Genomic DNA, 26,883 nt, shown 5'->3' with positions numbered 1-26,883 from the left:
TTTCTGTGGCGATGGACATGGGAAGAAGCTGCGGCCTCAGAAGACCACGTTCAGGCTGACGCCGAGGTTGCGGCCGGGCATGCTGACCCGGTCGATCTCGGTGCGTTGCGCGGCGGTGCTGCCGGGCAGGCCGCGCACCGTGGCGTAGTTGAAGTACTTCCTGTCGGCGATGTTGTAGATGCCGGCGTTCAGGCGAACCTTGGGTGTGATGTTCCAGAAGGCCGTCAGGTCGAAGGTGGCATAACCCGGCACTGCGAAGGTGCTGGTGGTCGACCCGGCGATGACGTCGCCCATGGCCTGTTTTGCCTTGACTGCGGTGCCCGAACCGAACACACCGAACCGTTTGCCGGGATCGGTGTAGCCGAGCGTGGCAACCATCTTGGCCGGCGCGACCGAGGCCAGCCGGCCCCTGGTGCCGGTGCTGCTGTTGGTGGCGCTGCTCTGGGTCACGCCGCCGGCCAGTTCGAGGCTGTAGCCGCGCAGGCTGCGCAACCATTCGCCGCCTTCGATCCGGGTGGAGAACTCGCCACCCCAGATGTCGGCGCGGCCGATGTTCTCGGGCCGGTACAGGCCGAATGTCAGCGTCGGGTAATTCACCCGGTCATAGGCTTGCGCCGCGTACTCGATGTAGTCGTGGTAGCGGGTGTAGAAGGCGGCGGCACGCACGGTGAGGCCGGGCGCGGCCGCGCCGCGGATGCCCAGTTCGAAGGCGTCGCTGGTTTCCTTCTTCAGGTCGGCATTGCCCAGCACCGCGTATCCGGCGCCGGTCGATCCGGTGTAGCTCAGCGAGTCATAGGTGCCGGTCTTTTCGGCTGCCGTCGGGACCCGCAGGCCGCGGTTGTATTGCACGTAGGCGTCCAGGCCGGGCTGCAGTTCCAGGGCCAGGCTCAGGCCGGGCAGGAAGGCGGCGTCGGTGTCGGTCCCCAGTTCCGAAGCGGCATTGGCGCCGACCGCCGTGGCGTAGCCGGCGCTGCTGGGCTTCATTCGCCAGGCTTCGGCGCGCAGGCTGGGCGTGAGGGTGGCGCGGCGGGAGCCCAGGGCGAAGTTGTAGTCGTCCCGCAGGTAGGCCGCCAGGCGGGTCGTGTCGGTGTCGGCCATGCGGTTCTTGCTGCCGGTGCTGGCCGGCACGACCGCGCCGGCGGCATTGGTGCGCACTTCCGACCAGGGGCGGTCGGAGGTGCCGTAGTCCAGGGCAGCGCCGTATGCCAGCAGATGCGGGCCCATCAGCTTGCGGGCATCGACGGTGATGCCGGCGTTGTCGTTGTTGAAACTGGTCCGCAGCGCGCGCCGGTAGGTCTGGCCGCCTGTGACGTAAGGCGCGTCGGTGTTGTCGTCCTCGCTCGACGTCTGCAGGTAGACGCGGGTTTTCAGGGTGTCGAACAGCGCATAGCTGCCGGCACCGGGCAAGAAGTCATGTTCGCCGCTCACCCGGATGCGTTCGGCGACCGCCTTCTGCGATGCGCCTGCCGGGTAGAGAGTCGACGTCTTGTTGTCGTAGCTGCGGTTGTTGGTGCGGCGGTAGGTGTCCAGCGTCAGGCCGAACTTGTGCACCGCGTCGTCCGCCCAGCGGAACCTGGCCAGCAGCGCATCGCTGTGCCAGTCGTCCGGGTTGGGCGCAACGCTGCTGTTGTTCTTCAATTCGTGGCCGTCGCGGCGCGAATAGATGGCCAGCGCCTGCACGCCGCCGATTCGGCCGGCGGCGGTCACCGCGTTGGAAAGGGTGTCGCTGGCGTCGGAATAACCGAACTTGTAGGCGCCGTAGCGGGTGACGCCGTCGCGCAGGAAGTCCTCCGGCGACTTGGTGACGAAACTCACGCCCCCGCCCAGGCCACCCTGGGCGCCGGAGCGGCCGGGCGAGGTGGTGCCGGAATCGATGCGCACCTGGCTGAACATCTCGGGGTCGATGTAGTCGCGACCGACACCGAAGGCATTGGATGCCAGGCCGTCGGGTTTGGGTGCCGCAGGTGGCAGCTGGATGCCGTCGACATCCAGGCTCACCCGGTTGCCCTCGACGCCCCGCACGTTGTAGCCGGTGGTGCCGGCGCCGTCCCACACGTTGCCGCCGCCGCTGGTGGCGGCCGGAGCGCTGACCAGGGGCTGCATGCGCACCACGCCGGCCATGTCGGTCACGCCTTCACGGTCCATCTGCCCGGCGTCGATCACCGTGACGCTGCCGGCCTGGGGTTCGCGTTGGGCTTGGACCGTGGTGGGGGCCAGGTGGCCATCGGCGAGCGGAGCGTTGGTCTGCGCGAGCGCGGGCGACATTGCACCGGCAAGGCAGGCCTGCGCTGCGAAGCACAGGACGGTGCGGCCCGGCAGACGCGTGGAAGCCTGTCGGCGGGGCTGGCCGGAAGTGGCCGGGGAGATGACTGACATGGACGAAATCCTGCGATGGGGAAAAGAGTCGCTGGCTTTTCGTCACAACAGTCGCCGGTGATCTGTCCGGCAACAGGAAGCACTGGCTGGCTAACGCCAACAATTCTAAATGAAAATCATTATCAAGTACATGTGTTTACCGGTTGCGTCGAAGACTTTGGAGCTTGCAGAGGTGCCAACGCCACGTGCCTCTGGCCGACGATCAGACGGGCATGACAGCCGGCCGCGAAGCAGAGCCCCGCATCAGCAGCGCCAGCAAGACAGCCAACGCAGCCAACCCGGTCGCGACGTACCCCAGCGACTCCAGGCCGAGATGGTTGATCGCCAGCCCGCCGATCATGGCGCCCAGCCCGATGCCAGCATTGGCAGCCGAAACGTTGACCGTTCCCGCAAATGCCTGCGCCTTCGGAGCGGCCTGCATCACGCGCACCTGGCAGACCGGGAACAGCGCCGTGTACGCCACACCCCAGACGACGAGCGCCACCACCATCGGCACCATCGAATGCACCAGCCATGCGGTGCCGGCCATGCCGATGCCCAGCAACACCGTGAAAAGCAAGGTGGCGTCCAGCGGCGAACGGTTGGTCATGCGCCCCCCCAGCGTGTTGCCCACCAGGCCGACCGCACCGAACGCCATCAGCCACCAGCCGACCTGCGCCGCCGGCACGCCCGCCAGGCGCTCCAGCGTCTCCGCCAGGTAGGTGTAGGCGGTGAACATGGCGCTGAACACCAGCACCGACAGCAGCACCTGCATCAGGAAACGTCCGTCGCGCAGGATGGCGAACTGGTGTCCGATGCGCAGCCGCTCGGGCTTCTGCAACGCCGGCATGAACATCGCCAGCATCACCGCCGACAACAGGGACAGGGCGGCGAATCCCCAAAAGGCGCCGCGCCAGCCGACCGTGCCGGCCGCCAGCGTGCCGATCGGGATGCCGAACAGCAGCGCGCCGGAAATCCCCAGGTACACCCGCGCCACCGCGCTGCCAGCCGCGTCCGGCCTGACAAGCCGCGTGGCGGTTTCGCTGGCCGTCCCCCAGAACACCGGCAGCAGCAGCGCCGGTATGAACCGTGCAATGCCCAGAACCCACAGGTTGGGCGCCACGGCGGCCAGGCCGTTGGCCAGCGCGAACACCACCATGATCGTGATGAAAAGTTTCTTCCTGTCGAGGTGCGACAACAGCAGGGTCAGCGGCGGGCCGAACAACATCACCGTGAAGGCAAACAGGGTGACCAGCTGCCCGGCAAGTGCGACTGACACATTCAGGTCGGTTGCAATGCCCGGCAACAAACCTACGATGAGAAATTCTGTCGAGACGATCACAAAGGCGACGATGGCCAGGATCACGATGGACAACTGGCTGTTGCCTGCACTGGGACGAGAAGAAGGCATGAGGAAAAACGATTCGCAAACACAGGGAAAACCCTAGTTTAGGTGGCAGCACAAGCCCTCGGGCACAAACGGACACTCCTGTGGGGCCCATGCTCGCTTTGGATAAGGACCCTAACGGACTATTGAGGCGTTGCCGCCAATCTGTGACATTTGGTTCGCGACGTGTCGAGGAAGCCTGACCGCTGCACCGATAACGCTGACCGGACCGGCTTTCGATTCACCGCCACCGTGTCCGCCACCAACAGCTGGAAGCAGCTTCAACGTGTTGTGCAGGAAGAGACTGGGGGACGAGTAGGGACACTAATTCCACAAGATCCGATTGCCGACAGAAAGGGCCGCTCACAAGCGGCCCTTTTTTTATGCGCCTGCCGCACCGCAATGGGCGGCCAAGGTTGGCACATGCTTTGCTTTGCACTGGTATGACCAGTCCAACCAGACGCCACGGTTTCAGCCCACGATGAGCATGACCAGCCTCGTCGCGCAAACCCTGCAGAGGCAGATCTTCTGCGGCACCTACCAGCCCGGCAGCATGTTGCCGGGTCAGCGCGAACTGGCAGACTCGATGGGCATCAGCCGAGCCTCGCTGCGCGAGGCGCTGTCGATGCTGGAGGCACTGGGTTTCGTGCGGTCGGTGCCGGGCAAGGGCACGCTGGTCACCCGTGGCACCGAGCAACCCGGCAGCGCCCCGGCCGAACGCCGCGATGCACCCGATCTGCAGCAGTTGTGGCAGTTTCGTTTCTGCATGGAACCGGCCAGCGCCGCACTGGCTGCGCGCAACATGCCGGCGGACCAGGCGCCGCGGCTGTGGGGCCTGCAGGCGCGCATGGAAGACATCGCCATCACCCGAGACATGGTGAGCGCCTCGGCTGCCGACCTGGACTTCCATCGCCTCGTCGCCGAGCTGTCGGGCAACCAGCATCTGCAGCGGCTGATGTGGAGCTTCGATTCCGAGATCGGCCGCGCGGTGCAGTTGCCCTTCGCCGAGACCGACCGCATACACGACGTACTGCGTGAACACCGCGCCATCGCCGCCGCCATTTCGCTGGGCGACGCAGAAGGCGCCCGCACCGCCATGCAGAACCACCTGCGCAGTTCGGCCCGAACGCTGGGGCTCGACTTTGTCGAGCCTTGAACGCCGGTTCCCCGCCTTGTTTGTTCCCTTCGTTTTGTCACCCTCCTCCCAGGAAAGCCCATGAAGATCGTCAAGCCCACCGCCATCGTTCTGGCATGCCTGCTCGGCGCCGGAATGTCCGCCGCGCAGGCGCAGGAAAAAGTCCTGCGTATCGCCATGACCGCCGGCGACATACCCCGCACCTCGGGCCAGCCCGACCAGGGTTACGAGGGCAACCGGTTCACCGGCATCCCCATGTATGACGGCCTCACCCAGTGGGACCTCAGCTCGGCCACCAAGGCCAGCGTGGTGATTCCCGACCTGGCCGTGTCCTGGGCGGTGGTCGATGCCGACAAGACCAAGTGGATCTTCAAGCTGCGCCCGGGCGTCAAGTTCCATGACGGCACGCCCTTCAACGCCGACGCGGTGGTGTGGAACGTCGGCAAGGTGCTGGACAAGGATTCCCCGCAATTCGACCCGGCCCAGATCGGCGTCACCGCATCGCGCATGCCCACGCTGCGCAGCGCCCGCAAGATCGACGACCTGACCGTCGAGCTGACCACCTCCGAGCCCGATTCCTTCCTGCCGATCAACCTGACCAACCTGTTCATGGCCTCGCCCGCGCAGTGGGGCAAGAAGCTCGCCGCCGTGCCGGCATCGGTGGCCGACAAGGCCGAGCGCAGCAAGCAGGCGTGGTCAGCCTTTGCCGCCGACCCCGCCGGCACCGGCCCGTTCAAGCAATCGAAGTTCGTGCCGCGAGAGCGCCTCGAAGTGGTGAAGAACGTCGATTACTGGGACGCCAGGCGCCGCCCCAGGATCGACCGCGTGGTGATGCTGCCGCTGCCCGAAGCCAGCGCCCGCAGCGCCGCCCTGCTGTCCGGCCAGGTCGACTGGATCGAAGCACCCGCGCCCGACGCGCTCGACGCAATCAAGTCGCGTGGCTTCAAGCTGTACAGCAACCTGCAACCGCACCTGTGGCCGTGGCAGTTCTCGATGCTGCCGGACTCGCCCTTCAAGGACAAGAAGGTGCGCCAGGCCGCCAACCTGTGCCTGAACCGCACCGCCATGAAAGAACTGCTGGGCGGCCTGATGGTCGAGGCCACCGGCATCGCCGAGCCGGGCGATCCGTGGCGCGGCAACCCCACCTTCCAGATCAAGTACGACGTGCCCACTGCACAGAAGCTGATGACGGAAGCCGGCTACTCGGCCGCCAAGCCGGTGAAGGTGAAGGTGCAGACCTCCGCTTCGGGATCCGGCCAGATGCAGCCGTTGCCGATGAACGAATTCATCCAACAAAGCCTGAAGGACTGCTACTTCGACGTGCAGTTCGACGTGGTCGAGTGGAACACCCTGTTCTCCAGCTGGCGCCTGGGTGCCAAGGACCCTGCGGCCCACGGCGCGCATGCCACCAACGTCAGCGCAGCCACCATGGACCCGTTCTTCGCGATGGTGCGTTTCGTCAGCACCAAGGCCCAGCCGCCGGTGTCGAACAACTGGGGTTACTACAGCAACGCAGAGACCGACGCCATCATCGAAAAGGCCCGCACCACCTTCGACGACAAGCAGCGCGACGCCTACCTGGCGCAGTTGCAGGCCCGCATCATCGACGAGGCGCCGTTCCTGTTCGTGGCGCACGACGTCGGCCCGCGTGCGATGTCGGCCAAGGTGAAAAACGTGGTTCAACCCAAGAGCTGGTTCATCGACATCGCCACGATGACGATGGACTGACCGAGCAATAGAACAAGAAGGCCACGCCCACGATGATCGCCTACCTCTTTCGCCGCGCCGGGTATGCGTTACCCATCATGCTGGGCGTGTCCTTCCTGTGTTTCATGCTGGTGCACATCGCGCCGGGCGACCCGCTGGTGGCGATATTGCCGTCGGACGCCTCGGCCGAACTGCAGGCCCAGATGATGAAGCTGTACGGCTTCGACAAGCCCCTGCCCGAGCAGTTCTTCCACTGGCTGTGGCGGGCGCTGCACGGCGACCTGGGCACCTCCATCGCCACGAGCCGGCCGGTCGCCGGCGAGGTGCTGAAGGCGGTCGGCAACACCTTCATGCTGGCCATCATGGCCACGCTGATCGGTTTCTTCTTCGGCTCGCTCTTCGGTTTCGTCGCGGGCTACTTCCGCAACTCCTGGGCCGACAAGGCGGCGTCCTTCCTGTCGATCATCGGCGTCAGCGTGCCCCACTACTGGCTGGGCATGGTGCTGGTGATCATCTTTTCCGCCCAGCTGCAATGGCTGCCCGCCACCGGCGCGGGGCCGGACGGTTCGGGCTCATGGGTCTGGGACTTCGAACACGTCAAGTACATGCTGATGCCGGCCGTCACCATGTCCTTCATTCCGATGGGCATCGTGGCGCGCACCGTGCGTGCGCTGGTGGCCGACATCCTGTCGCAGGAATTCGTCATCGGACTGCGGGCCCGCGGCCTGGGCGAATTCGGCGTGTTCAGGCATGTGGTCAAGAACTGCGCGCCCACTGCCCTGGCGGTGATGGGCCTGCAACTCGGCTACCTGCTGGGCGGCTCGATCCTCATCGAGACGGTATTTTCCTGGCCCGGCACCGGCTTCCTGCTGAACCAGGCCATCTTCCAGCGCGACCTGCCGCTGCTGCAGGGAACCATCCTGGTGCTGGCCCTGTTCTTCGTGGCGCTCAACCTGCTGGTCGACGTGCTGCAAACCACGCTCGACCCACGCATCGAAAGGGGCTGAAATGGCTGCCATCCTGAACCCGGGCGGCACGCCGTCCGCTCCCATCGTCGTGGTGCAGCGTTCACGCGGGCACGGCGCCAACGTGCTGCGGCGCCTGCTGCGCAACCCGGTCGCCATGGGCGCCGCCGCGGTCATATTGCTGCTGGTGCTGGTCGCCGTCCTGGCACCGTGGATCTCGCCGGCCGACCCCTTTGCCACGAGCATGTTCAAGCGCCTGAGGCCGGTCGGCACGCCGGGTTACCTGCTGGGCACCGACGAACTGGGCCGCGACCTGCTGTCGCGCCTGATGCTGGGCGGCCGGCTGTCGCTTTTCATGGGCATCGCGCCGGTCATCATGGCCTTTGTCATCGGCAGTGCCCTGGGTGTCTTTGCCGGCTACGCGGGCGGCAAGGTCAACACGGTAATCATGCGTTGCATCGACGTGCTGTATGCGTTTCCGTCGGTGCTGCTGGCCATCGCCCTGTCGGGCGCGCTGGGGGCCGGCATCACCAACGCGCTGATCTCGCTGACGGTGGTGTTCGTGCCGCAGATCGCCCGCATCGCCGAAAGCGTCACCACCCAGGTGCGCCGCAGCGACTACGTGGACGCCGCCAGGGCATCGGGCGCCGGCGCCTTCACCATCGTGCGCAGACACGTGCTGGGCAACGTGATCGGGCCGATCTTCGTCTATTCGACCAGCCTGATCTCCGTCGCGATGATCCTGGCGTCCGGCCTGTCCTTCCTGGGCCTGGGCGTGAAACCTCCGCAGCCCGAATGGGGCCTGATGCTCAACACGCTGCGCACCGCCATCTACAGCCAGCCGCTGATCGCCGCCCTGCCCGGCGTGCTGATCTTCATCACATCCGTTTCCTTCAACCTGCTGGCCGACGGCCTGCGTTCGGCCATGGAGGTCAAGCAATGAGTTTTGTCCCCGACATCACCCCTGCCCACCACACCGACCCGCGCGACCTGGGCGGTCCGCGCCAGCCCTTGCTGCGGGTGCAGCACCTGCAAAAGCACTTTCCCCTCAAGCGCAAGGGACTGACGGGTCCGCGCCCCGCCGTGCGGGCGGTGGACGACGTCAGTTTCGACATCCGCAAGGGCGAGACCCTGGGTGTGGTGGGCGAGTCCGGCTGCGGCAAATCGACCACCGCGCGACTGCTGATGCAGCTCACCCTGCAGGACAAGGGCGAGCTGGTCTTCGACGGCCAGCAAGTGGGTTCGCGCGCCCTGCCACTGCGTGAATTCCGCCGGCAGACGCAGATGGTTTTCCAGGACAGTTATTCGTCGCTCAACCCGCGCATGACGATCGAGGATTCGGTCGCCTTCGGTCCCACCGTCCACGGCGTATCCGCCAGGGCCGCGCTGGCCCGTGCGCACGACCTGCTGGCGCGTGTGGGCCTGGACCCGGCAAGGTTCGCCGGCCGTTATCCGCACGAGCTGTCGGGCGGCCAGCGCCAGCGGGTGAACATCGCCCGCGCCCTGGCCCTGGAGCCGCGCCTGGTCATCCTCGACGAAGCCGTGTCGGCCCTCGACAAGTCGGTCGAAGCCCAGGTCCTCAACCTGCTGCAAGACCTGAAACAGGACTTCGGACTCACCTATCTTTTCATCAGCCACGACCTGCATGTGGTGCGTTATGTCAGCGACCGGGTGCTGGTGATGTACCTCGGCCAGGTGGTCGAGGTCGGCCCGTCGGAACAGGTTTTCGATGCGCCGCGCCACCCCTACACCCGCGCCCTGCTGCAGTCGATGCCCAGCTCGGACCCGCTGCGCCGCACGACCGAGGCGCCGCTGTCCGGCGACCCCCCGAACCCCATCGACCCGCCGTCCGGCTGCCGTTTCCACACCCGCTGCGCCTTTGCCCAGGCGGTGTGCAGCCAGCAGATGCCGAAGTTCGTCGAACCGGTGCCGGGCCACGGCGTCGCCTGCCTGCGCTGGCAGCCCGAATCGGGTTATGTGGTCGGTCCGGACTTCCCGCCCTCGACTCCGTCGCGTGAAGACGTGCTCGCATCCTTCCCCGCTTTGGAAAACTTCCCGGAGGCCCGCCATGGATGACAAGCCTGCTGTTCGCCTGCAAAACCTCAAGGTCGAATTCCACGCACCCGGTAAAAAGATCGAGGCTGTCAACGGCGTCGACCTGGAACTGAAACAGGGCGAGGTGGTCGCGCTCATCGGCGAATCCGGTTCGGGCAAGAGCGTCACCCTGCGCGCCATCATGCGGCTGCATGCCGAACGCAGCACCCGCATCACCGGTACGCTCGAAGTGGCGGATGTCGACGTGCTGGCGCTGTCGAAAGCCGGACTTTCCGGCCTGCGCGGCAAGAAGGTCGCCATGATCTTCCAGGAGCCCCTGCTGGCCCTGGACCCGGTCTACCCGGTCGGCGCGCAGATCGTCGAAGCCATCCGCCGCCACGAGAACGTCAGCCGCGCCGAGGCCCATTCCCGTGCATTGGCGCTGTTCGATCGGGTGCGCATCCCCAGCCCCGAACGCCGGCTGGCCGCCTATGCCCACGAGATGTCCGGCGGCATGCGCCAGCGCGCCATGATCGCCCTGGCGCTGGCCTGCCGTCCCCAGGTGCTGCTGGCCGACGAGCCCACCACCGCACTCGACGCGACGGTGCAGATCCAGATCCTGCTGCTGCTGCGTGAACTGCAGCAGGAGATGGGCCTGTCCATCGTTTTCGTGACCCACGACATCGGTGCCGCCGCAGAGGTGGCCGACCGCATGGCGGTGATGTATGCCGGCCGCATCGTGGAACAGGGCACCGCCGCCGAACTGCTGACCCGTCCGCGCCACCCGTACACCCTGGCATTGCTGCAGAGCCGCAGCCACGGCGCCATGCAGAAGGGCAAACGGCTGCTGACGATCGCCGGATCGCCGCCCGACCTGTCGAAGCTGCCGCCGGGTTGCGCATTCGCCGAACGCTGCGGCTGGGTGCAGGAGCAGTGCCGCACCGTCCAGCCGCCGGAAGTGCCGCTCGGGGACGGCCACAGCGCCAGGTGCCTACGCCTGGACGTGGTCGATGCAGTGCGCCCGCAGGCCGAAGCGGTCGCCTGATTTCAAATGACGCCATGAGCAATCCCCTGCGCCCCGCCGTCCCGACCGCCGAACAGGCCTTCATCCCCTACCCCGCGCCGGCCGCCGGCAACCCGCACACCGCCGACGGTCCGTTGGCCGGCCTGCGTTTTGCCATGAAGGACATCTACGACGTCGCCGGCTACCCCACCGGCTGCGGCAACCCGCACATGCTGGCGCTGTCGGGCATCAAGACCGCGTCGGCACCGGTGATGGACCAGCTGCTGGCGGCGGGCGCGGAGTTCGTCGGCAAGGTCATCACCGACGAGCTGGCCTTCTCGATGAACGGCAACAACGCGCATTTCGGCGCACCCCGCAACGGCGCGGCCCCGAACCGCATCACCGGCGGATCCAGTTCGGGCTCGGCCTCCGTCGTATCCAACGGACTGGTCGACTTCGCCGTCGGCTCGGACACCGGCGGGTCGGTGCGGGCACCCGCCAGCCACTGCGCGCTGGTCGGACTGCGGCCCACACACGACCGTATTTCGCTGGCCGGCTGCATGCCGCTGGCCCCGCGTTTCGACACCTGCGGCTGGTTCGCCCGCGACATCGCCAGCTTCAGCCGCATCGGCGAGGTGCTGCTGGGCGAAGACCCGTCGCATTTCGGGAAACCGCGCTGGCTGTTGCCCGAAGACGTGCTGGAACTGGTCGTTCCAAACGTACTGGCCGTCTTCACCGAAACGCTCGAAAAATTCAAGTCTGTGTTCGGCAACCCCGAGCGGGTGCGCGCCAACTGCGGCATCCCCTTCGACACCCTCTATTGGGGCTTCCGCCATCTGCAGGGTGTGGAAGCCTGGGAAAACCACGGCGCGAACATCGAGAGGCACGGCCTGCAACTCGGTCCTGGCGTGATGGACCGTTTTGCCTGGTCGCGCGATGTCGCGCCGACTGAAATCGGCCGACACCACGCGGTGCAACGCGACCTGCGCGAACGCCTGGGCATGCTGCTGGGCGACGACGGCGTCCTGGTCATGCCCACCATGCCCGACATCGCCCCGTTGCGTGTCGCGCCGGAAGACAGCCTCGACGACTACCGCAACCGGTCGATCCGCATGTTGTGCCTGTCGGGCCTGACCGGTTTCCCGCAGATCTCGTTGCCGCTGATGACCGTCGACGGTGCGCCCTTGGGCCTGTCGCTGATGGGTCCGCCCGGCAGCGACCGTGCGCTGATCGACCTCTCGGCATCCCTTTCCAACATCATCCGAGTTCCGAACCCTTCATGACATTGCGCACCGATTCCGACCGCCTTTGGCAATCCCTGATGGAACTGGCGCAAATCGGCGCCACCGACAAGGGTGGCGTCTGCCGTCTGGCCTTGACCGACCTGGACAAGCAGGGCCGCGACCTCTTCGTGTCTTGGTGCAAGGCCGAGGGCATGGACGTGCGGGTGGACGTCATCGGCAACATATTCGCCCGACGTGCCGGCACCGACCCTAACCGTGCGGCGGTGGCCACCGGCAGCCATATCGACACCCAGCCGACCGGCGGCAAGTTCGACGGCAACTTCGGGGTGCTGGCCGGGCTGGAAGTGGTGCGCACGCTGAACGCCAACGGCATCGAGACGGCGGCTCCCATCGAGGTCATTGCCTGGACCAACGAGGAAGGCTCGCGTTTCGTGCCGGTGATGATGGGTTCAGGCGTTTTCTCCGGTGCCTTTACGGCCGAGACGGCGCACCAGGCGGTGGACCTGGACGGTGTTTCCGTCGGTGACGAACTGGCCCGTATCGGCTACGCCGGTTCGCATCCGGCCGGAGACGTGCCGGGCGGCATGTTCGCGGCCTATTTCGAGGCGCATATCGAGCAGGGGCCGGTGCTGGAAGCGCACGACGTCACCATCGGCGTGGTGCCCGGTGCCTTGGGCCAGCGCTGGTTCGATGTGACAGTGACCGGGCAGGAGGCGCATGCCGGCCCTACGCCGATGGCCCTGCGCCACGACGCCTTGCTGGCGGCTTCACGCATGGTTGTTCAGGTCAATCAAATCGCGATGTCGCAAGCGCCGCATGGGCGGGGGACGGTGGGTTTCATGAAGGTCATGCCGAACTCGCGGAACACCATTCCCGGCACGGTGAAGTTCTCGGTTGATTTCCGCAACCTGGACGACTCGGGTCTGCAGGCGATGGATGCCGCGCTGCGGACCCGGTGCGCGGAGATCGCGGCCGAGCACGGGGCTTCGGTACTGATCGAGCAGGTGGTTTATTTCCCGCCTTGCCGGTTTGCGGAGGAACTGGTTTCCGCCGTTCGATCCGCTGCGGAGACTCTTGGTTTGAGTCACATGGAGGTCGTCAGCGGGGCTGGGCACGACGCGGTTTATGTCGCTGACAAGGCGCCTGCCGCGATGATTTTTGTGCCTTGCAAGGATGGGATTTCGCACAACGAGATCGAGTTTGCCAAACAGTCGGATCTGGCGGCTGGCACGGACGTCCTGCTGCACGCGATCCTGGCGCGGGCGCGCTGAGGGCTTGGGCAGCGTTCGGGCGCCGCGCCGAAACCGCGATCGGGATCGGCGTCCCGTCGGGAATCCATCGGCCAGGGCCGCTGTCACCGCATAGGTAAGCGCGGCCTTTTTTTATCGACCCATTCTATGGCGGCTCGCGTAAGAGGGCTTTGCACCCCGCCGGTTTATCCCTGATGGTCCGTTACGCCAGCCCGGTGTGAGCCGGGGCCTTTATTTTTCCAATATTGGGTTTGGCGTCTGTTTCTATTTTGGCGGACACCGGGGATCGTCCGCTGGATGGCGCGGGAACAGGTGGACGGCTTGTTTAAAAAACCGCTTTGCGCCGGAACGAATATCTGGACTCACGCCCATGACCGATCCTATTGGCGGCGTTAATCCAATATGACCGATTAGCAGAGCATGAAGCTTTTGGCGAATCAGCGTCCCAAATCTCGTGCAATGACTTTCCGATTGCGGTGATCGCTCCATGCGCAAGCGGTTCAAGCCTGCAAGGCAGGAAACGCAGAAAAGAAAGCATGCGCACACTCACATGAGTCGAGGGATTACGCTCTCGGCACAACCCCTGGTCCGCTCCTTGCTTCACTCAGCGAAAATGAGAAAAAATTCTTACCAGCAACCAATTTCTGTAAACTTATTTACATAAAGCAGCGTTCGAGCCTGCACAAACGCACCACCGTGAACACCCCATCAGTCCCCGTCAGCACCACCGTGGCGCAGCGCATCGCCCAGGCGCTCCCACGCCTGAGCCGGTCGCATCGGCAGGTCGCTGACTACGTGCTGAAGTTCCCCCTCCAGGTCGCAACGCTGCCCATCGACGAACTGGCGACAGCCGCAGGCGTCTCCATCGCAACGGCGAACCGCTTTGCGAGAGCCCTCGAATTCGACGGCTACGCAGCCTTCCGCGCCGAGCTGGTTCGAGGCTTCGAACCCCTGGTCGCGCCCCTCGAACGCCTCCGCGGAAAACTCGAAAAACCCGGCTCGGTGCCGGAGGTCTTCGCCGCGGCCCTGGACGAAAGCCGCCGCAACATCGAACTCACCCGCCAGAGCCTCGACTACGCCGCCTGCGAAGACGCGGTGCAGCGCATCGTCCAGGCGCGCTCGGTCTTCATCGGCGGGTTCGGCGCCAGCGCCTGGCTGGCCGGCCTGCTGCAACACGGCCTGGACGCCAGTTGCCCCGACGTGCGCCTGCTTTCCATGCCCGGCGGCATCACCCAGTCCGCTCGGGTGCTGCTGCATGCCGGCCCGCAGGATTTGTTCATCGTCATCACCTTCCCGCGTTACCTGAACGACACGGTGGCGCTGACCCAGATCGCCCGTGAACGCGGCTGCCCGGTGCTGGCCATTACCGACAAACCCAGTTCGCCGGTCGCGCCGCTGGCCGATGTCAGCCTCTATTGCCAGACAGAGACCAGCTTCCGCTCCAACAACGAAACCACCGTGCTGGCGCTGATCGAAGCGCTGATCAGCGCGGTCGCCCTGCGCATGCCCGATGCGGTGGCTTCGGCCGGCCGCATATTGCAGGCGCTGCGGCCCTGGCTGGTCGGCGCGCAAGCCGCCCTGCCCCGCCAGGAAGACAAACAACACCACCAGCTGCCGCCGCAACAACAGCAGCAACAGCAGTTCCAAAAGACTCCGGTATGAGACAGAACCACACCACTCCGGTGATCGCCATCCACGGCGGCGCCGGTGTCATCAGCGCGGCCACCACCGACGCGAAGCAGACCCAGGCTTATCACGACGCGCTGTTCGCCATCGTGGCCGCCGCCCAGAAGATGCTGCTCGAAGGCGCGTCCGCGCTCGACGCCACCTGCCGCGCGGTCGAACTGCTGGAAGAAAACCCGCTGTTCAACGCCGGCCACGGCGCGGTTTTCACCCACGACGAAACCCATGAGCTGGATGCCGCCGTGATGGACGGTGCCACCCTGGCGGCCGGTGCCGTAGCAGGTGTCAGCCACATCCGCCGCCCGGTGCGCGCCGCCCGGGCGCTGCTGGACGACGGCGCCCATGTGCTGCTGGCGGGCGCTGGGGCCGAAGCCTTTGCCCAGGCGCACGGCCTGGAAATGGTGACGCCCGGTTTCTTCTCGACCGAAGCCCGTCGCCAGCAGCTGTACCGGGTGCGCGACACCGGCCGCGTGGTGCTGGACCACGAGGGCGCGGCGCTGGCTTCGGCCCCAAAAGCGCCCGCGACGCCTATCGACGAAGACCGCAAGTTCGGCACCGTCGGCGCGGTCGCGCTCGACATGTCCGGCCACCTGGCCGCCGCCACTTCGACCGGCGGCATGACCAACAAGCGGGTCGGTCGCATCGGCGATTCGCCCCTCATCGGAGCCGGCACCTATGCCGACGACCGCACCGCCGCGGTGTCGTGCACCGGCAGCGGCGAGATGTTCATCCGCGTCGCCGCCGCCCACGACGTATGCGCCCGCATGGCCTATGGCGGCGTGACGCTGTCGACCGCCACCCGTGCCGTCGTCCACCAGTCGCTGCCCGAGATCGGCGGCACCGGCGGCCTGATCGCGGTCGACCGTCACGGCAACCTGAGCCTGGCCTTCAACACCGAAGGCATGTACCGCGGCCATGCAAGAGGCGACGAAACGCCGCACACCGCCATCTTCGCCTGACCCTATTTCCTGTTCGAACCCGCCCATGTCCATCCCTAATTTGCCCCCGGGCCGCGTCCTCGCCGTCGATGACCTGACCGTGCGTTTCCAGAGCTCCGAACGCACCGTGGACGCGGTGAAGCACCTGACCTTCCACGTCGACCACGGCGAAACGCTGGCGGTGGTGGGCGAGTCGGGTTCCGGCAAGTCGGTCACCTCGCTGGCGCTGATGCGGCTGGTGGAACACGGCGGCGGACGCATCGTCAACGGATCGATGGCGTTCCGCCGCCGCAACGGCGAGGTGCTCGACCTGGCGCAGGCACGCGACGGCACCATGCGCGGCATCCGTGGCGCCGACATCGCGATGATTTTCCAGGAGCCGATGACCTCGCTGAACCCGGTGTTCACCGCCGGGGACCAGATCGCCGAGGCCATCCGTATCCACCAGGGCAAGAGCAATGCCGCCGCCCGCGCCGAGGCGCTGCGCATGCTCGAACTGGTGCGTATCCCCGAGGCGCGCAACGTGCTGGACCGCTTCCCGCATCAGCTGTCGGGCGGCATGCGCCAGCGGGTGATGATCGCCATGGCGCTGTCGTGCAAACCGCAACTGCTGATCGCCGACGAGCCGACCACCGCGCTGGACGTGACCATCCAGGCGCAGATCCTCCAGCTCATCCGCGAGCTGCAGAAGGAAATGCAGATGGGCGTGCTGTTCATCACCCACGACATGGGTGTGGTGGCCGAGATCGCCGACCGGGTGCTGGTGATGTACCGCGGCGACAAGGTCGAGGCCGGTAGCTCCGACACGGTTTTTGCATCGCCCCAGCACCCCTACACCCGCGCCCTGCTGTCGGCCGTGCCCAAACTGGGCGCCATGACCGGCACCGACCTGCCGGCCAAGTTCGAGCTGCTGCGCACCGAAGGCGACACCACGCCGGTCGAGCCGAGCCGCCCGCAGGACACCATCCGCGAAGACGCCACGCCCATCCTCAGCGTGCGTGACCTGGTCACGCGTTTCGACGTGCGGACCGGCGTGTTCGGCAAGGTGACGCGCCGGGTGCATGCGGTCGAGAAGATCAGCTTCGACCTGTACCCCGGCGAGACGCTGGCGCTGGTCGGCGAATCCGGCTGCGGCAAGTCGACCACCGGCCGTTCGCTGCTGCGCCTGGTCGAAAGCCAGAGCGGCGCCATCGAGTTCGGCGGCCGCAACATCCGCGAACTGCCCACGCGAGAACTGCAGTCGCTGCGCCGCGACATCCAGTTCATCTTCCAGGACCCGTTCGCATCGCTGGACCCGCGGGTGACCGTCGGTTTCTCCATCATGGAACCGCTGCTGATCCACAAGATCGCATCCGGCGCCGAAGCCCAGAAACGGGTCGACTGGCTGCTGGACAAGGTCGGCCTGCCGCCCGAGGTGGCGCAGCGTTATCCGCACGAGTTTTCCGGCGGCCAGCGCCAGCGCATCGCCATCGCGCGAGCCCTGGCGCTCAACCCCAAGGTGGTGGTGGCCGACGAATCGGTGTCGGCGCTGGACGTGTCCATCCAGGCGCAGATCGTCAACCTGATGCTCGACCTGCAACGAGAACTGGGCGTGGCCTTCCTGTTCATCTCGCACGACATGGCGGTGGTGGAACGGGTGAGCCACCGGGTGGCCGTGATGTACCTCGGCCAGATCGTCGAGATCGGCCCGCGCCGCGCGGTGTTCGAGAACCCGCAGCATGCCTATACCCGCAAGCTGATGGCCGCGGTGCCGGTGGCCGACCCGTCGCGCCGCCACAAGCCGCGTGCGCTGCTGGAAGGCGAGATCCCCAGCCCCATCCGCGCGGTCGGCGACGAGCCGGACGTGCCGCCGCTGGTGCAGGTGGCGCCGGGGCATTTCGTGGCCCGGCACGCCATCGGCGGTGCTTTCTGATTTTTTTCGATCCTGTTTTTTCCCGAGCTGTTCGTTTTCCCTTGACTGGAGTTGTTCCCATGAAACTTTCGTTTTCTTCCGTCGTGCTGGGCGTCGCCGCTCTGGCAGCTTCCGGTGCGGCATTCGCCGCCAAGGACGTGGTGTTGTCCATCGGTTTCCAGCCGGAGACCCTGGACCCGTACAACACCAACACGACCATCACAACGGCCGTCACCAAGACCTTCTACGAAGGCCTGTTCAAGTTCGACAAGGACCTGAAGGTCCAGCCGGTCCTGGCCGAAAGCTACGACGTGTCGAAGGACGGCCTGGTCTACACCTTCAAGCTGCGGTCGGGCGTCAAGTTCCACGACGGCACCGACTTCAACGCGGAAGCCGCCAAGTTCGTGCTGGAGCGTGTCCTCGACCAGAACAACAAGCTGCTGCGCTACAACCAGTTCAACCGTGTCGCCAAGATCGACGCGCTGACCCCGACCTACCTGCGCATCACCCTGAAGGAGCCCTTCGGCCCCTTCATCAACTCGCTGGCCCACGCGTCGGCCGCGATGATCTCGCCCACCGCGCTGAAGAAGTGGGGCAACAAGGACATCGCCTTCCACCCGGTCGGCACCGGCCCGTTCGAATTCGTCGAATGGAAACAGACCGAAGCCGTGCGCGGCAAGAAGTTCGAGGGCTACTGGAAGAAGGGCTACCCGAAGGTCGACACCATCGCCTGGAAGCCGGTGCTGGAGAACAACACCCGCGCCGCCATGCTGCAGACCGGCGAGGCCGATTTCGCCTTCCCGATCCCCTACGAACAGGCGGCCCTGCTGAAGAACAGCGACAAGCTGAGCGTCGTCACCTCGCCGTCGATCATCACGCGTTTCCTGAGCTTCAACGTGCTGCAGAAACCGTACGACAACCCCAAGGTTCGTGAAGCCATCGGCTATGCGATCAACAAGGATGCGCTGTCCAAGGTCGCCTTCAGCGGCTACGCGATCCCCGCGCAAGGCATCGTGCCGCAAGGCGTCGGCTACGCGGTGAAGATGGCCCCGGTGCCCTACGACATCAAGAAGGCCAAGGCCCTGCTGGCCGAAGCCGGTTACCCCAACGGGTTCGAGTCCACCCTGTGGAGCGCCTACAACAACACGACCAGCCAGAAGGTGATCCAGTTCGTGCAGCAGCAGCTGGCGCAAGTCGGCATCAAGCTGCAGGTGCAGGCACTGGAAGTGGGCCAGCGCGCCGAGAAGGTCGACACCTGGGCCGACCCGGCGACCGCACCGGTCCGCATGTACTACACCGGCTGGTCGTCGTCGACCGGTGAAGCCGACTGGGCGCTGCGTCCGCTGTTCGCTTCCGAAGCCTGGGCTCCCAAGCTGAACAACATGTCGTACTACAAGAACGACGTGGTCGATGCGGCCATCGCCAAGGCGTTGGTCACGGTCGACGAGAAGGAGAAGGAAGCCCTCTACAAGACCGCCCAGGAACAGATCCGCAAGGATCTGCCACGCCTGCCGCTGGTCACCGAAGAGAACCTGGCCGCCCAATCGAAGCGTCTGAGCGGTGTGTTCGTCATGCCTGACGGCAACATCAACTCGGACGAAATCGCAGTCAAGTAACCGACGCGCACAGAGACACCCCGCACCCCATGCTGAACTATTTCCTGAAACGACTGATGGGCCTGGTGCCCACGCTGCTCATCGTGGCGGTGCTGGTGTTCCTGTTCGTCCACATGCTGCCGGGCGACCCCGCCCGGCTGGCTGCCGGCCAGGAAGCCGATGACAAGACCGTGGCCGTGGTCCGCGCCGAACTGGGCCTGGACAAACCGCTGCCGACCCAGTTCGTCACCTTCTTCGGCCACATGCTGACCGGTGACTTCGGCACCTCGATCCGCACCCGCCGGCCGGTTTCCACCGAGATCGCCGAACGTTTCGGCCCGACCGTCATGCTGACCATCACCAGCATGGTGTGGGCCGTCATCTTCGGCATGGGCATCGGCATCGTCTCGGCGGTGTACCGCAACCGCTGGCCGGATCGCCTGGGCATGACGCTGGCGGTGTCGGGCATCTCTTTCCCGGCATTCGCGCTCGGCATGCTGCTGATGCAGATCTTCTCGGTGCAGCTCGGCTGGCTGCCCACCGTGGGCGCAGCCACCTGGAAACACTACATCCTGCCCTCGCTCACACTCGGTGCGGCAGTGGCGGCGGTGATGGCTCGTTTCACCCGGTCGTCCTTCGTGGAAGTGATCCAGGAAGACTTCGTGCGCACCGCGCGCGCCAAGGGCGTGAACGAAAAGACCGTCATCTTCAAACACACGCTGCGCAATGCGCTCATCCCGGTCGTGACCATGATGGGCCTGCAGTTCGGTTTTCTTCTGGGCGGCTCCATCGTGGTGGAAGCCGTCTTCAACTGGCCCGGTCTGGGCCGGCTGCTGGTGGATTCGGTGCAGATGCGCGACTACCCGGTCATCCAGACCCTGGTGCTGCTGTTCTCGCTGGAATTCATCCTGATCAACCTGGTCGTCGACGTTCTGTACGGCTACATCAACCCGACCATCCGGTACAAATAAATGAGCGCCGTCATCACTGAAAACGCCGGCAAGGTCCGCACGCCCTGGGGCGAATGCTGGCGCCGCTTCAAGAAGCAGCCGGTCGGCATCGTCGCCGCCTTCTTCGTGCTGCTGCTGGTCTTCGTCGCGGTGTTCGCGCCATGGATCACGCCCTTCGACGCCGAGAACTATTTCGACTACGACATGCTCAACAGCGGTCCGTCGGCGACCCACTGGTTCGGCGTCGACCCGCTGGGCCGCGACATCTTCAGCCGCATCCTGGCGGGCACCCGCATTTCGCTGGCCGCGGGTTTCCTGTCGGTGCTGGTGGGCGGCGCCATCGGCACCGCGCTGGGCCTGCTCGCCGGTTACTACGAAGGCTGGTGGGACCGCATCGTCATGCGCATATCCGACGTGCTGTTCGCCTTCCCGGGCATCCTGCTGGCGCTGGGAGTGGTGGCCATCCTGGGCAGCAGCATGACCAACGTGGTGGTCGCCGTGGCCGTGTTCAGCGTGCCGGCGTTCGCCCGCCTGGTGCGAGGCAACACGCTGGTCATCAAGCAGCAGACGTATATCGAGGCCGAGCGCAGCATCGGCGCGTCGGACTGGACCATCATGGTCAGGCACATCCTGCCGGGCACCATCTCGTCCATCGTGGTGTATTTCTCGATGCGGGTCGGCACTTCGATCATCACCGCCGCCAGCCTGTCCTTCCTGGGCATGGGCGCCCAGCCGCCGACACCCGAATGGGGCGCCATGCTGAACGAGGCTCGCGCCGACATGGTCACGTCGCCGCACGTCGCACTGTTCCCGAGCCTGGCGATCTTCTTCACCGTGCTGGCTTTCAACCTGCTCGGCGATGCCCTGCGCGACGCACTCGACCCGAAGATGGACCGCAGCTGATGCCGGCCTTGCGTGAGTTCCCGGTGATCGGCCGGCTGCCCGCCGGGCCGCGCAACAGCATCACCGACGTGGCCGGCGTCACGGTCGGCCACCGCACCCTGGCAGACGGCGAAGTCCAGACCGGTGTCACCGTCATCCGCCCGCATGCTGGCGATCTCTTCCGCGACAAGGTGCCGGCCGCGGCGGTGGTCATCAACGGTTTCGGCAAGAGCGTCGGCCTGGTGCAGCTGGCCGAACTGGGCGTGCTCGAAACACCGATTGCGCTGACCAACACCTTCTCGGTCGGCTGCATCGCCACCGCGCAGATCCGCGACTGCGTCGCCGGCAACCCCGAATGCGGACGCAGTCAACCGACGGTCAATCCATTGGTGTTCGAGTGCTTCGACGGCTTCCTGAACGACATTCAGCGCATGGCGGTGAGCGAGGCCGACTACCGGCTGGCGCTCGGATCCGCAACCGAAGATTTCGAGCAGGGCGCCGTCGGCGCGGGCCGCGGCATGTCGAGTTTCCAGGCCAAGGGAGGCATCGGCAGCGCGTCGCGACAGGTACGCATCGACGGGCAGTCGTATACCGTCGGAGCGCTGGTGTTGTCCAACTACGGCAAGCCTGAACAGCTGGTGCTGGCCGGCCGGTCGCGCGGCGGCGAACTGCTGGAAAAGCTCCAGGCGAAGGACGACCCCGAAAAGGGCTCGATCATCATGTTGCTGGCCACCGACGCTCCACTCGACGCCCGCCAACTGCGCCGCCTGGCCACCCGCGCGGGGGCTGGACTGGCCCGCACCGGATCGGTCTTCGGCCACGGCAGCGGCGACATCGCCCTGGCGTTCTCGACTGCCTTCACCGTGCCCGACAGACCCGAACGGCCGATGCCCGCCGTCACGTTTCTGCACGAGAACCGCATCGATCCGCTGTTCCAGGCCGCGGCCGACAGCACCGAACAAGCCATCGTCAACGCCTTGCTGAACGCCACCGCCGTCACCGGCCGCGACGGCCACCACCGCCCGGCGCTGGCCGAACTCCTTTCCTTCTGAACCCATCTCCGAACCCGAGCCTGCGCCCATGAAAGTCCTGATTTCCACCGACATCGAAGGCGTCGCCGGCGTCTACCACGCCGAACAGGTGCGGGCCGGCAATCCCGAGTTCGAACGCGCCCGCCTGCTGATGGCGCGCGAGGCCAATGCGGCCATCGAAGGCGCGTTCGAGGCCGGTGCCACGCAGGTGCTGGTGAACGACTCGCACGGTGGATTCCGCAACATGCCGCCGGACGTGCTGGACCCGCGGGCGCAAGTCGTCCAGGGCAAGCCGCGTTACCTGAGCATGGTCGCCGGCGTGGAGTCGGGCGTGGACGCCGTCTGCATGATCGGCTACCACTCGATGGCACGCGGCCGGGGCATCCTGGCGCACACCATCAACAGTTTTGCCTTCGCCGGTATCTGGCTGAACGACCTGGAACTGGGCGAAGCCGGGCTTTACGGCGCACTGGCGGGTGAATACGGCGCGCCGGTGGTGATGGCCAGCGGCGACGATGTCTTCATCGCCGAAAACCGTCCCTTGTTTCCTGACACCGTGTTTGTCGAAACCAAACAGGCCACCGGTTTCGGCAGCGGTGTTTCGCTGTCGCCGGAGCAATCCCGTGCGGCCATCCGTGCGGGAGTCCATGCGGCCTTGCGGGACGGCGCGAAGGCCCGGCCGCTGGTGCTGAGCGGACCGCAAAAGGTGACGCTTCGGACCCAGTCGCCGGCCATGGCCGACCTGTTCTGCCAGTGGCCCTCGTTCGAGCGGATAGACGGTGTGACGCTGAGCTTCACCGCCGAGACGGTCGAAGGCGCGGTGCGGATGCTGAATTGCTGCTCGGCGATGTCTTCGATGCTGCGGTGAGGGTTTTGTTATCGGTTATCTGCGCTTCGCTCTGTTTTCTTCTTCTACTACTCCGTAGGGGTGAGCAGAAGAAAAGAAACAGAGCAAAGCGGGATAACCAGCCCGACCCGCCCGTCAAACCACTCCAGCCACCAGCGCCAGCAGCGTCAATCCACCAGAACCGAACATGAGCCGCATCGCATGGCGCGGCGCATAGCTCAGCGTCAGCGAAACGAGCAGGGCCGCCACGGTCAGCAGGCCGCACCACAACACGGTGCCCTGGCCGCCGCCCTTCAGGTTGAAACACAGGAGCATCGACAGCAGCAGGGCCACGCTGCCGGCCGCCTGCAGCCAGCGGCGCGCACGGCCCGGCGACCTGCCCCGGCCGAAGCTGTCTTCGTAATGGCGGTCCATCGCCAGGCTCAGGGCATAGAAACCGCCCAGCGCGGCGGCCAGCGCGGCCAGGGGCAGCAACATCGGGCTCATCGTGCGGTCTCCAGCCGGGCGTTGTTCGCAGCGGGCTGCGCAGCGGGCCGGGCCTTGGCCGCCGGCTTGCGTTTGCCCACATGCCAGGCCGCACCGGCCAGGCACAGACCCAGCGCGACGCAGACCAGTTCGAATCCGGCCAGGTCCCACATGCCGGCACGGATGCTGAACAGCAGGTTCGACCGGGTGGTCAGCGCGTTCATCAACGGCACGCCACAGAACAGCGCCGCGCCGATCCAAAGCTGGATCTGCCACATGCGTCGGGCCGGCCACGCCAGCCCTGCCACGGCAGCGGTGCCCCAGGCAGCGAAGAAACAGGTGATTTCCGCCTGCGCCCGGCCTTCCAGGGCGAACGGCAGCAGGCGGTTGGCCCAGAAATAGGTGGCGAAGGCGATCGGCAGGCCGGCGATGGCGGCGACGTTCAGTCCTTCCACCAGGCGCAGTCCGAAGCCGATCCGGCCGCCGTGCTTGAGCGCCTTGGCGTATTTCTGCCGCTCCTTCACGCCCCACAACAGCAGGCCGGTGGCCACCATCACGCATCCGGCCAGGCCCGACACGAAGAACAGCGCCCGCAGGAAGGGGTTCGAGAAATGCGCCAGGTGCAGGCCGTAGAGCACGCCGCGCGTCTCGGCGGCCGTCTTGGGCGCATCGCCCGATGTCGACATCAGCGCACCGGTCACGCCGTTGAAGGTCATGGCCGGCTCGTTGCTGGACAGGTCGCCGCCGTCACGCCGGTTGAGCACGATGGTCGCTGCGGGTGTGTTGGGGTTGCTGACGATGACCCGGCCGACGGCCGAACCCTCGCCCCAGTGGCGCACCGCCTGCTCCATGAGCGGCCGCACCGGCGTCAGCGGCACGACACCCGGCGGCACCTTGGCGCCACGGCTGGCGGAGTCGGGGAACATCTCCGCGATGAAGGCATTGGCGTCACCCTTGTACGCAGCCTGCGGTCCCCACGGCATCCACATCAGCATCAGCGTCACCAGGCCGGTGTAGGTGATCATCAGGTGGTACGGCAGCGCCAGCACGGCCGTGGCGTTGTGGGCGTCCAGCCAGCTGCGCTGGCCCTTCCCGGGCCTGAAGGTGAAGAAGTCCTTGAAGATGCGCCGGTGGGTGACGATGCCGCTCAGGATCGCAGTGAGCATGAACAGCGCGCAGAAACTCACGATCCAGCGCGCCCAGATGGCGTTGATGTAGTGCAGGTCGTAATGCAGGCGGTAGAGGAACTCGCCGCCGCGCGTGGCCCGCGCGCCGTCGGCCTTACGGCCGGTGGCGGGGTCGATCAGGGCGGTTTCGAAACGCGCGCGTTTGGGTTTCTCGGCACCGGGCTCGACCGGCTTCGGTTTGAGCGACCAGAACAGGTTGGCCATCGGCTGGCGTTCCGATGGCAGGGTGATGAACCAGCGCGGCGAATCGTCTCCCCCGTGGTTTTGCACATAGGCGATGGCACGTTCCGCCGCCAGCACCGTGGGAACGGGTTTGCCGGCCGCCTGGTGCAGCTCCGGTTTCATCCAGAAAGTGATTTCTTCCTTGAAATACGACGCGGTGCCGCCGCAGAAAACCAGAAACAGCACCCAACCGACCAGCAGTCCCGACCAGGTATGCAGCCAGGCCATCGACTGGCGAAAACCTTCCTTCATGCCGCGGCTCCCCAGTAGAAATGCACCAGCACCACCACGCCCAGCACGGCGCAAGGCAACAACAGGCCTGCGACGGCCCGGCCGGCACTGCCGGCGGCGAACATCCACATCGCCACGCAGGGGTAGACGGCCACCGCCACCATGGTCCCGGTGAGCGAGGCTTCGAGGCGGTCTGTCGGCAGGTACAACGCCAGCACCGCCGCGATGAGTGCCGACAGCAGGTAACCGCCGACGATGGCGGCCAGCGCCCGGACGGCGACACCACCGCGGTACAGCAGGCCTTCACGATTGACGGGCAACCAGCGGTGGCGGGTGGAAGACGAAACGTCGGCCTGGCGGGCGGCGGTCGAAGGATGGGCGGGTGCCTGGGTCATGAAAGGGTCGGGCGCCAAGCCGTGATTTCTGGTCACCGGCACCCGCATAACGAGAATGATTCCCATTGTATCCGGACAATCCCGGAGGTTGGCGCTAACCTCTGCCGGCCCGGCAATTGCTTGCACCGTCCACCAATCCCGTCGTCAGAAAGAGATTGAAAGCATGTCACTCCAGGAAGTCCAGGAACCCGTTCGTACCGACGAGGCAGCCATCGTCGCCGCCGCCCATGGCCTGCGCGACGAAGCCGTCGCCCTGCTCAGCGAGCTGGTGCGCCATCGGTCGCTGCTGGGTCACGAACAAAGCGCCCAGCACCGCATGGCCGAAGTCTTCGAATCGCTGGGCCTGCAGGTCAACCAGTTCCAGATCGACGAAGAAAAACTGCGGACCCATCCCGGTTATTCGCCGTCCATCGTGTCCTATGACGGACGCACCAACGTGGTGGGCGTGCACCAGCCCGGCGGCCCGCAGGCGGGGCGTTCGCTGATCTTCAACGGCCATATCGACGTGGTGCCGACCGGCGCCGAAGTGCTGTGGACCCATTCGCCGTTCTCCGGCCGTGTCGAGGGCGACCGCCTGTACGGCCGCGGCGCGGCGGACATGAAGGCCGGCATCGTCGCCTACACCATGGCCTTCAAGGCACTGCGTTCGCTGGGCCTGGAGCCGGCATCGCCGGTGTTTTTCCAGTCGGTCATCGAAGAGGAATGCACCGGCAACGGCGCCCTGGCCTGCCTGCTGGAAGGCTACCGTGCCGATGCCGCCGTCATCCCCGAACCCATCTCCGAAGGCGGTGTCATGACCTGCCAGCTGGGTGTGATGTGGCTGGCCATCGAAGTGCTGGGCAAACCGGTGCATGCATCGGTGGCGACCACCGGCGTGGGCGCGGTCGATTTCACGCTCTATCTTTTCGGCGAACTCAAAAAACTCGAAGACCGGTGGAACGCCCCCAGCGCTCGCTACCGTTCCTTCGCCCATCACCACCATCCGATCAACTTCAACCTGGGCAAGATCTCCGGTGGCGAATGGGCCTCGTCCGTACCGTCCGCCTGCCGGGCCGATGTGCGCATCGGTTTCTACCCCGACATGTCGGTCGCCAAGGCCAGGGCGGAGGTCGAAGCGGTGCTGGCCGCCGCCTATGCCGCGCACCCGGCCCACGACGCGCTCAGCTACAAGCTGGTCTACGAAGGTTTCCAGGCCGACGGCTGCGAGGTGCCGGCCGATGCGCCGGTGGTGGTCGAACTGAGCCGATGCCACCAGGACATCGTCGGCAAGGCGCTGGAGCCGATCGCCTTCACCGGCACGACCGACGCCAAGTTCTTCAACCTGTACGGCGAAACCCCGGCCATTTGTTATGGACCCTCGGGCGGCGCCAACATCCACGGCATCGACGAATGGGTTTCCATCGCCGACATGATGCAGGTGACGTCGGTGCTGGCGGTCTTCATGGCGCGCTGGTGCGGAGTGCGTGCCGTCGACTGACGCCGAACT

The 26,883-nt window shown here is 66.0% G+C and carries 22 protein-coding genes; 17 read left to right on the top strand and 5 right to left on the bottom strand.

Annotated features, from left to right (window positions below):
* Nucleotides 1-36 precede the first annotated feature (36 nt).
* Both AC3ANW_RS05795 and AC3ANW_RS05790 read right to left on the bottom strand, forming a co-directional pair.
* Nucleotides 37-2,376, bottom strand: a complete 2,340-nt coding sequence (locus tag AC3ANW_RS05795; RefSeq protein WP_488344252.1) for a TonB-dependent receptor domain-containing protein — start codon at nucleotides 2,374-2,376, stop codon at nucleotides 37-39.
* 202 nt (nucleotides 2,377-2,578) lie between these two features.
* A complete protein-coding gene (locus AC3ANW_RS05790) occupies nucleotides 2,579-3,766 on the bottom strand; it encodes an MFS transporter (RefSeq protein WP_488344251.1) in 1,188 nt (395 codons plus the stop codon).
* Nucleotides 3,767-4,223: 457 nt separating this feature from the next.
* On the opposite strand from AC3ANW_RS05790, the gene AC3ANW_RS05785 reads away from it, so the two are divergent.
* The 16 genes from AC3ANW_RS05785 (at nucleotide 4,224) to AC3ANW_RS05710 (ending at nucleotide 22,918) form a co-directional block, all read left to right on the top strand.
* The gene (locus AC3ANW_RS05785) at nucleotides 4,224-4,898 is read left to right on the top strand and encodes a FadR/GntR family transcriptional regulator (RefSeq protein WP_488344250.1); all 675 of its coding nucleotides are present in this window, start codon (nucleotides 4,224-4,226) and stop codon (nucleotides 4,896-4,898) included.
* 60 nt (nucleotides 4,899-4,958) lie between these two features.
* The gene (locus AC3ANW_RS05780) at nucleotides 4,959-6,605 is read left to right on the top strand and encodes an ABC transporter substrate-binding protein (protein ID WP_488344249.1); all 1,647 of its coding nucleotides are present in this window, start codon (nucleotides 4,959-4,961) and stop codon (nucleotides 6,603-6,605) included.
* A gap of 32 nt (nucleotides 6,606-6,637) precedes the next feature.
* Nucleotides 6,638-7,591, top strand: coding sequence for an ABC transporter permease (locus AC3ANW_RS05775; protein WP_488344248.1), 954 nt, complete (start codon nucleotides 6,638-6,640; stop codon nucleotides 7,589-7,591).
* Nucleotide 7,592: 1 nt separating this feature from the next.
* Nucleotides 7,593-8,492, top strand: coding sequence for an ABC transporter permease (locus AC3ANW_RS05770; protein WP_488344247.1), 900 nt, complete (start codon nucleotides 7,593-7,595; stop codon nucleotides 8,490-8,492).
* Nucleotides 8,489-9,625 (top strand): ABC transporter ATP-binding protein, encoded by a 1,137-nt coding sequence (locus AC3ANW_RS05765; RefSeq protein WP_488344246.1) that lies wholly within the window; start codon nucleotides 8,489-8,491, stop codon nucleotides 9,623-9,625. Before AC3ANW_RS05770 ends, AC3ANW_RS05765 begins: the two co-directional genes overlap by 4 nt.
* Nucleotides 9,618-10,628, top strand: coding sequence for an ABC transporter ATP-binding protein (locus AC3ANW_RS05760; protein ID WP_488344245.1), 1,011 nt, complete (start codon nucleotides 9,618-9,620; stop codon nucleotides 10,626-10,628). Before AC3ANW_RS05765 ends, AC3ANW_RS05760 begins: the two co-directional genes overlap by 8 nt.
* Nucleotides 10,629-10,642: 14 nt before the next feature.
* Nucleotides 10,643-11,869 (top strand): amidase, encoded by a 1,227-nt coding sequence (locus AC3ANW_RS05755; RefSeq protein WP_488344244.1) that lies wholly within the window; start codon nucleotides 10,643-10,645, stop codon nucleotides 11,867-11,869.
* Nucleotides 11,866-13,101 (top strand): Zn-dependent hydrolase, encoded by a 1,236-nt coding sequence (locus AC3ANW_RS05750; RefSeq protein WP_488344243.1) that lies wholly within the window; start codon nucleotides 11,866-11,868, stop codon nucleotides 13,099-13,101. The genes AC3ANW_RS05755 and AC3ANW_RS05750 overlap by 4 nt, the downstream gene beginning before the upstream one ends.
* A gap of 675 nt (nucleotides 13,102-13,776) precedes the next feature.
* Nucleotides 13,777-14,742, top strand: coding sequence for a MurR/RpiR family transcriptional regulator (locus AC3ANW_RS05745; protein WP_488344242.1), 966 nt, complete (start codon nucleotides 13,777-13,779; stop codon nucleotides 14,740-14,742).
* Nucleotides 14,739-15,722: an isoaspartyl peptidase/L-asparaginase family protein gene (locus AC3ANW_RS05740; RefSeq protein WP_488344241.1), complete on the top strand. Its 984-nt coding sequence runs from the start codon at nucleotides 14,739-14,741 to the stop codon at nucleotides 15,720-15,722. The genes AC3ANW_RS05745 and AC3ANW_RS05740 overlap by 4 nt, the downstream gene beginning before the upstream one ends.
* 25 nt (nucleotides 15,723-15,747) lie before the next feature.
* Nucleotides 15,748-17,613 carry a dipeptide ABC transporter ATP-binding protein gene (locus AC3ANW_RS05735; protein ID WP_488344240.1) on the top strand — a complete coding sequence of 622 codons (1,866 nt, stop codon included), beginning with the start codon at nucleotides 15,748-15,750 and terminating at the stop codon, nucleotides 17,611-17,613.
* 59 nt (nucleotides 17,614-17,672) lie between these two features.
* Nucleotides 17,673-19,208: a glutathione ABC transporter substrate-binding protein GsiB gene (gsiB, locus tag AC3ANW_RS05730; protein ID WP_488344239.1), complete on the top strand. Its 1,536-nt coding sequence runs from the start codon at nucleotides 17,673-17,675 to the stop codon at nucleotides 19,206-19,208.
* Nucleotides 19,209-19,237: 29 nt separating this feature from the next.
* The gene (gene gsiC / locus AC3ANW_RS05725; RefSeq protein WP_488344238.1) at nucleotides 19,238-20,158 is read left to right on the top strand and encodes a glutathione ABC transporter permease GsiC; all 921 of its coding nucleotides are present in this window, start codon (nucleotides 19,238-19,240) and stop codon (nucleotides 20,156-20,158) included.
* The gene (gsiD, locus tag AC3ANW_RS05720; RefSeq protein ID WP_488344237.1) at nucleotides 20,159-21,040 is read left to right on the top strand and encodes a glutathione ABC transporter permease GsiD; all 882 of its coding nucleotides are present in this window, start codon (nucleotides 20,159-20,161) and stop codon (nucleotides 21,038-21,040) included. It begins immediately after the preceding gene.
* The gene (locus AC3ANW_RS05715) at nucleotides 21,040-22,071 is read left to right on the top strand and encodes a DmpA family aminopeptidase (RefSeq protein WP_488344236.1); all 1,032 of its coding nucleotides are present in this window, start codon (nucleotides 21,040-21,042) and stop codon (nucleotides 22,069-22,071) included. The genes gsiD and AC3ANW_RS05715 overlap by 1 nt, the downstream gene beginning before the upstream one ends.
* A gap of 28 nt (nucleotides 22,072-22,099) precedes the next feature.
* A complete protein-coding gene (locus AC3ANW_RS05710) occupies nucleotides 22,100-22,918 on the top strand; it encodes a M55 family metallopeptidase (protein WP_488344235.1) in 819 nt (272 codons plus the stop codon).
* 114 nt (nucleotides 22,919-23,032) lie between these two features.
* Here AC3ANW_RS05710 and AC3ANW_RS05705 read toward each other — a convergent pair whose 3' ends face one another.
* The 3 genes from AC3ANW_RS05705 to AC3ANW_RS05695 are packed head-to-tail and all read right to left on the bottom strand — an operon-like array spanning nucleotide 23,033 to nucleotide 25,415.
* On the bottom strand, nucleotides 23,033-23,383 hold the full coding sequence (locus tag AC3ANW_RS05705) for a DUF3325 domain-containing protein (protein WP_488344234.1): 351 nt from the start codon (nucleotides 23,381-23,383) through the stop codon (nucleotides 23,033-23,035).
* Nucleotides 23,380-25,023 carry a PepSY-associated TM helix domain-containing protein gene (locus AC3ANW_RS05700; RefSeq protein WP_488344233.1) on the bottom strand — a complete coding sequence of 548 codons (1,644 nt, stop codon included), beginning with the start codon at nucleotides 25,021-25,023 and terminating at the stop codon, nucleotides 23,380-23,382. Before AC3ANW_RS05700 ends, AC3ANW_RS05705 begins: the two co-directional genes overlap by 4 nt.
* On the bottom strand, nucleotides 25,020-25,415 hold the full coding sequence (locus AC3ANW_RS05695; protein WP_488344232.1) for a hypothetical protein: 396 nt from the start codon (nucleotides 25,413-25,415) through the stop codon (nucleotides 25,020-25,022). The genes AC3ANW_RS05700 and AC3ANW_RS05695 overlap by 4 nt, the downstream gene beginning before the upstream one ends.
* Before the next feature lie 145 nt (nucleotides 25,416-25,560).
* Here AC3ANW_RS05695 and AC3ANW_RS05690 point away from each other — a divergent pair, with 145 nt between their 5' ends.
* Nucleotides 25,561-26,874 (top strand): ArgE/DapE family deacylase, encoded by a 1,314-nt coding sequence (locus tag AC3ANW_RS05690; RefSeq protein ID WP_488344231.1) that lies wholly within the window; start codon nucleotides 25,561-25,563, stop codon nucleotides 26,872-26,874.
* Nucleotides 26,875-26,883 lie beyond the last annotated feature (9 nt).

This window comes from Xylophilus sp. PBN-3R, from assembly GCF_057747805.1.
This window is presented reverse-complemented; position numbering and strand designations above follow the sequence as displayed.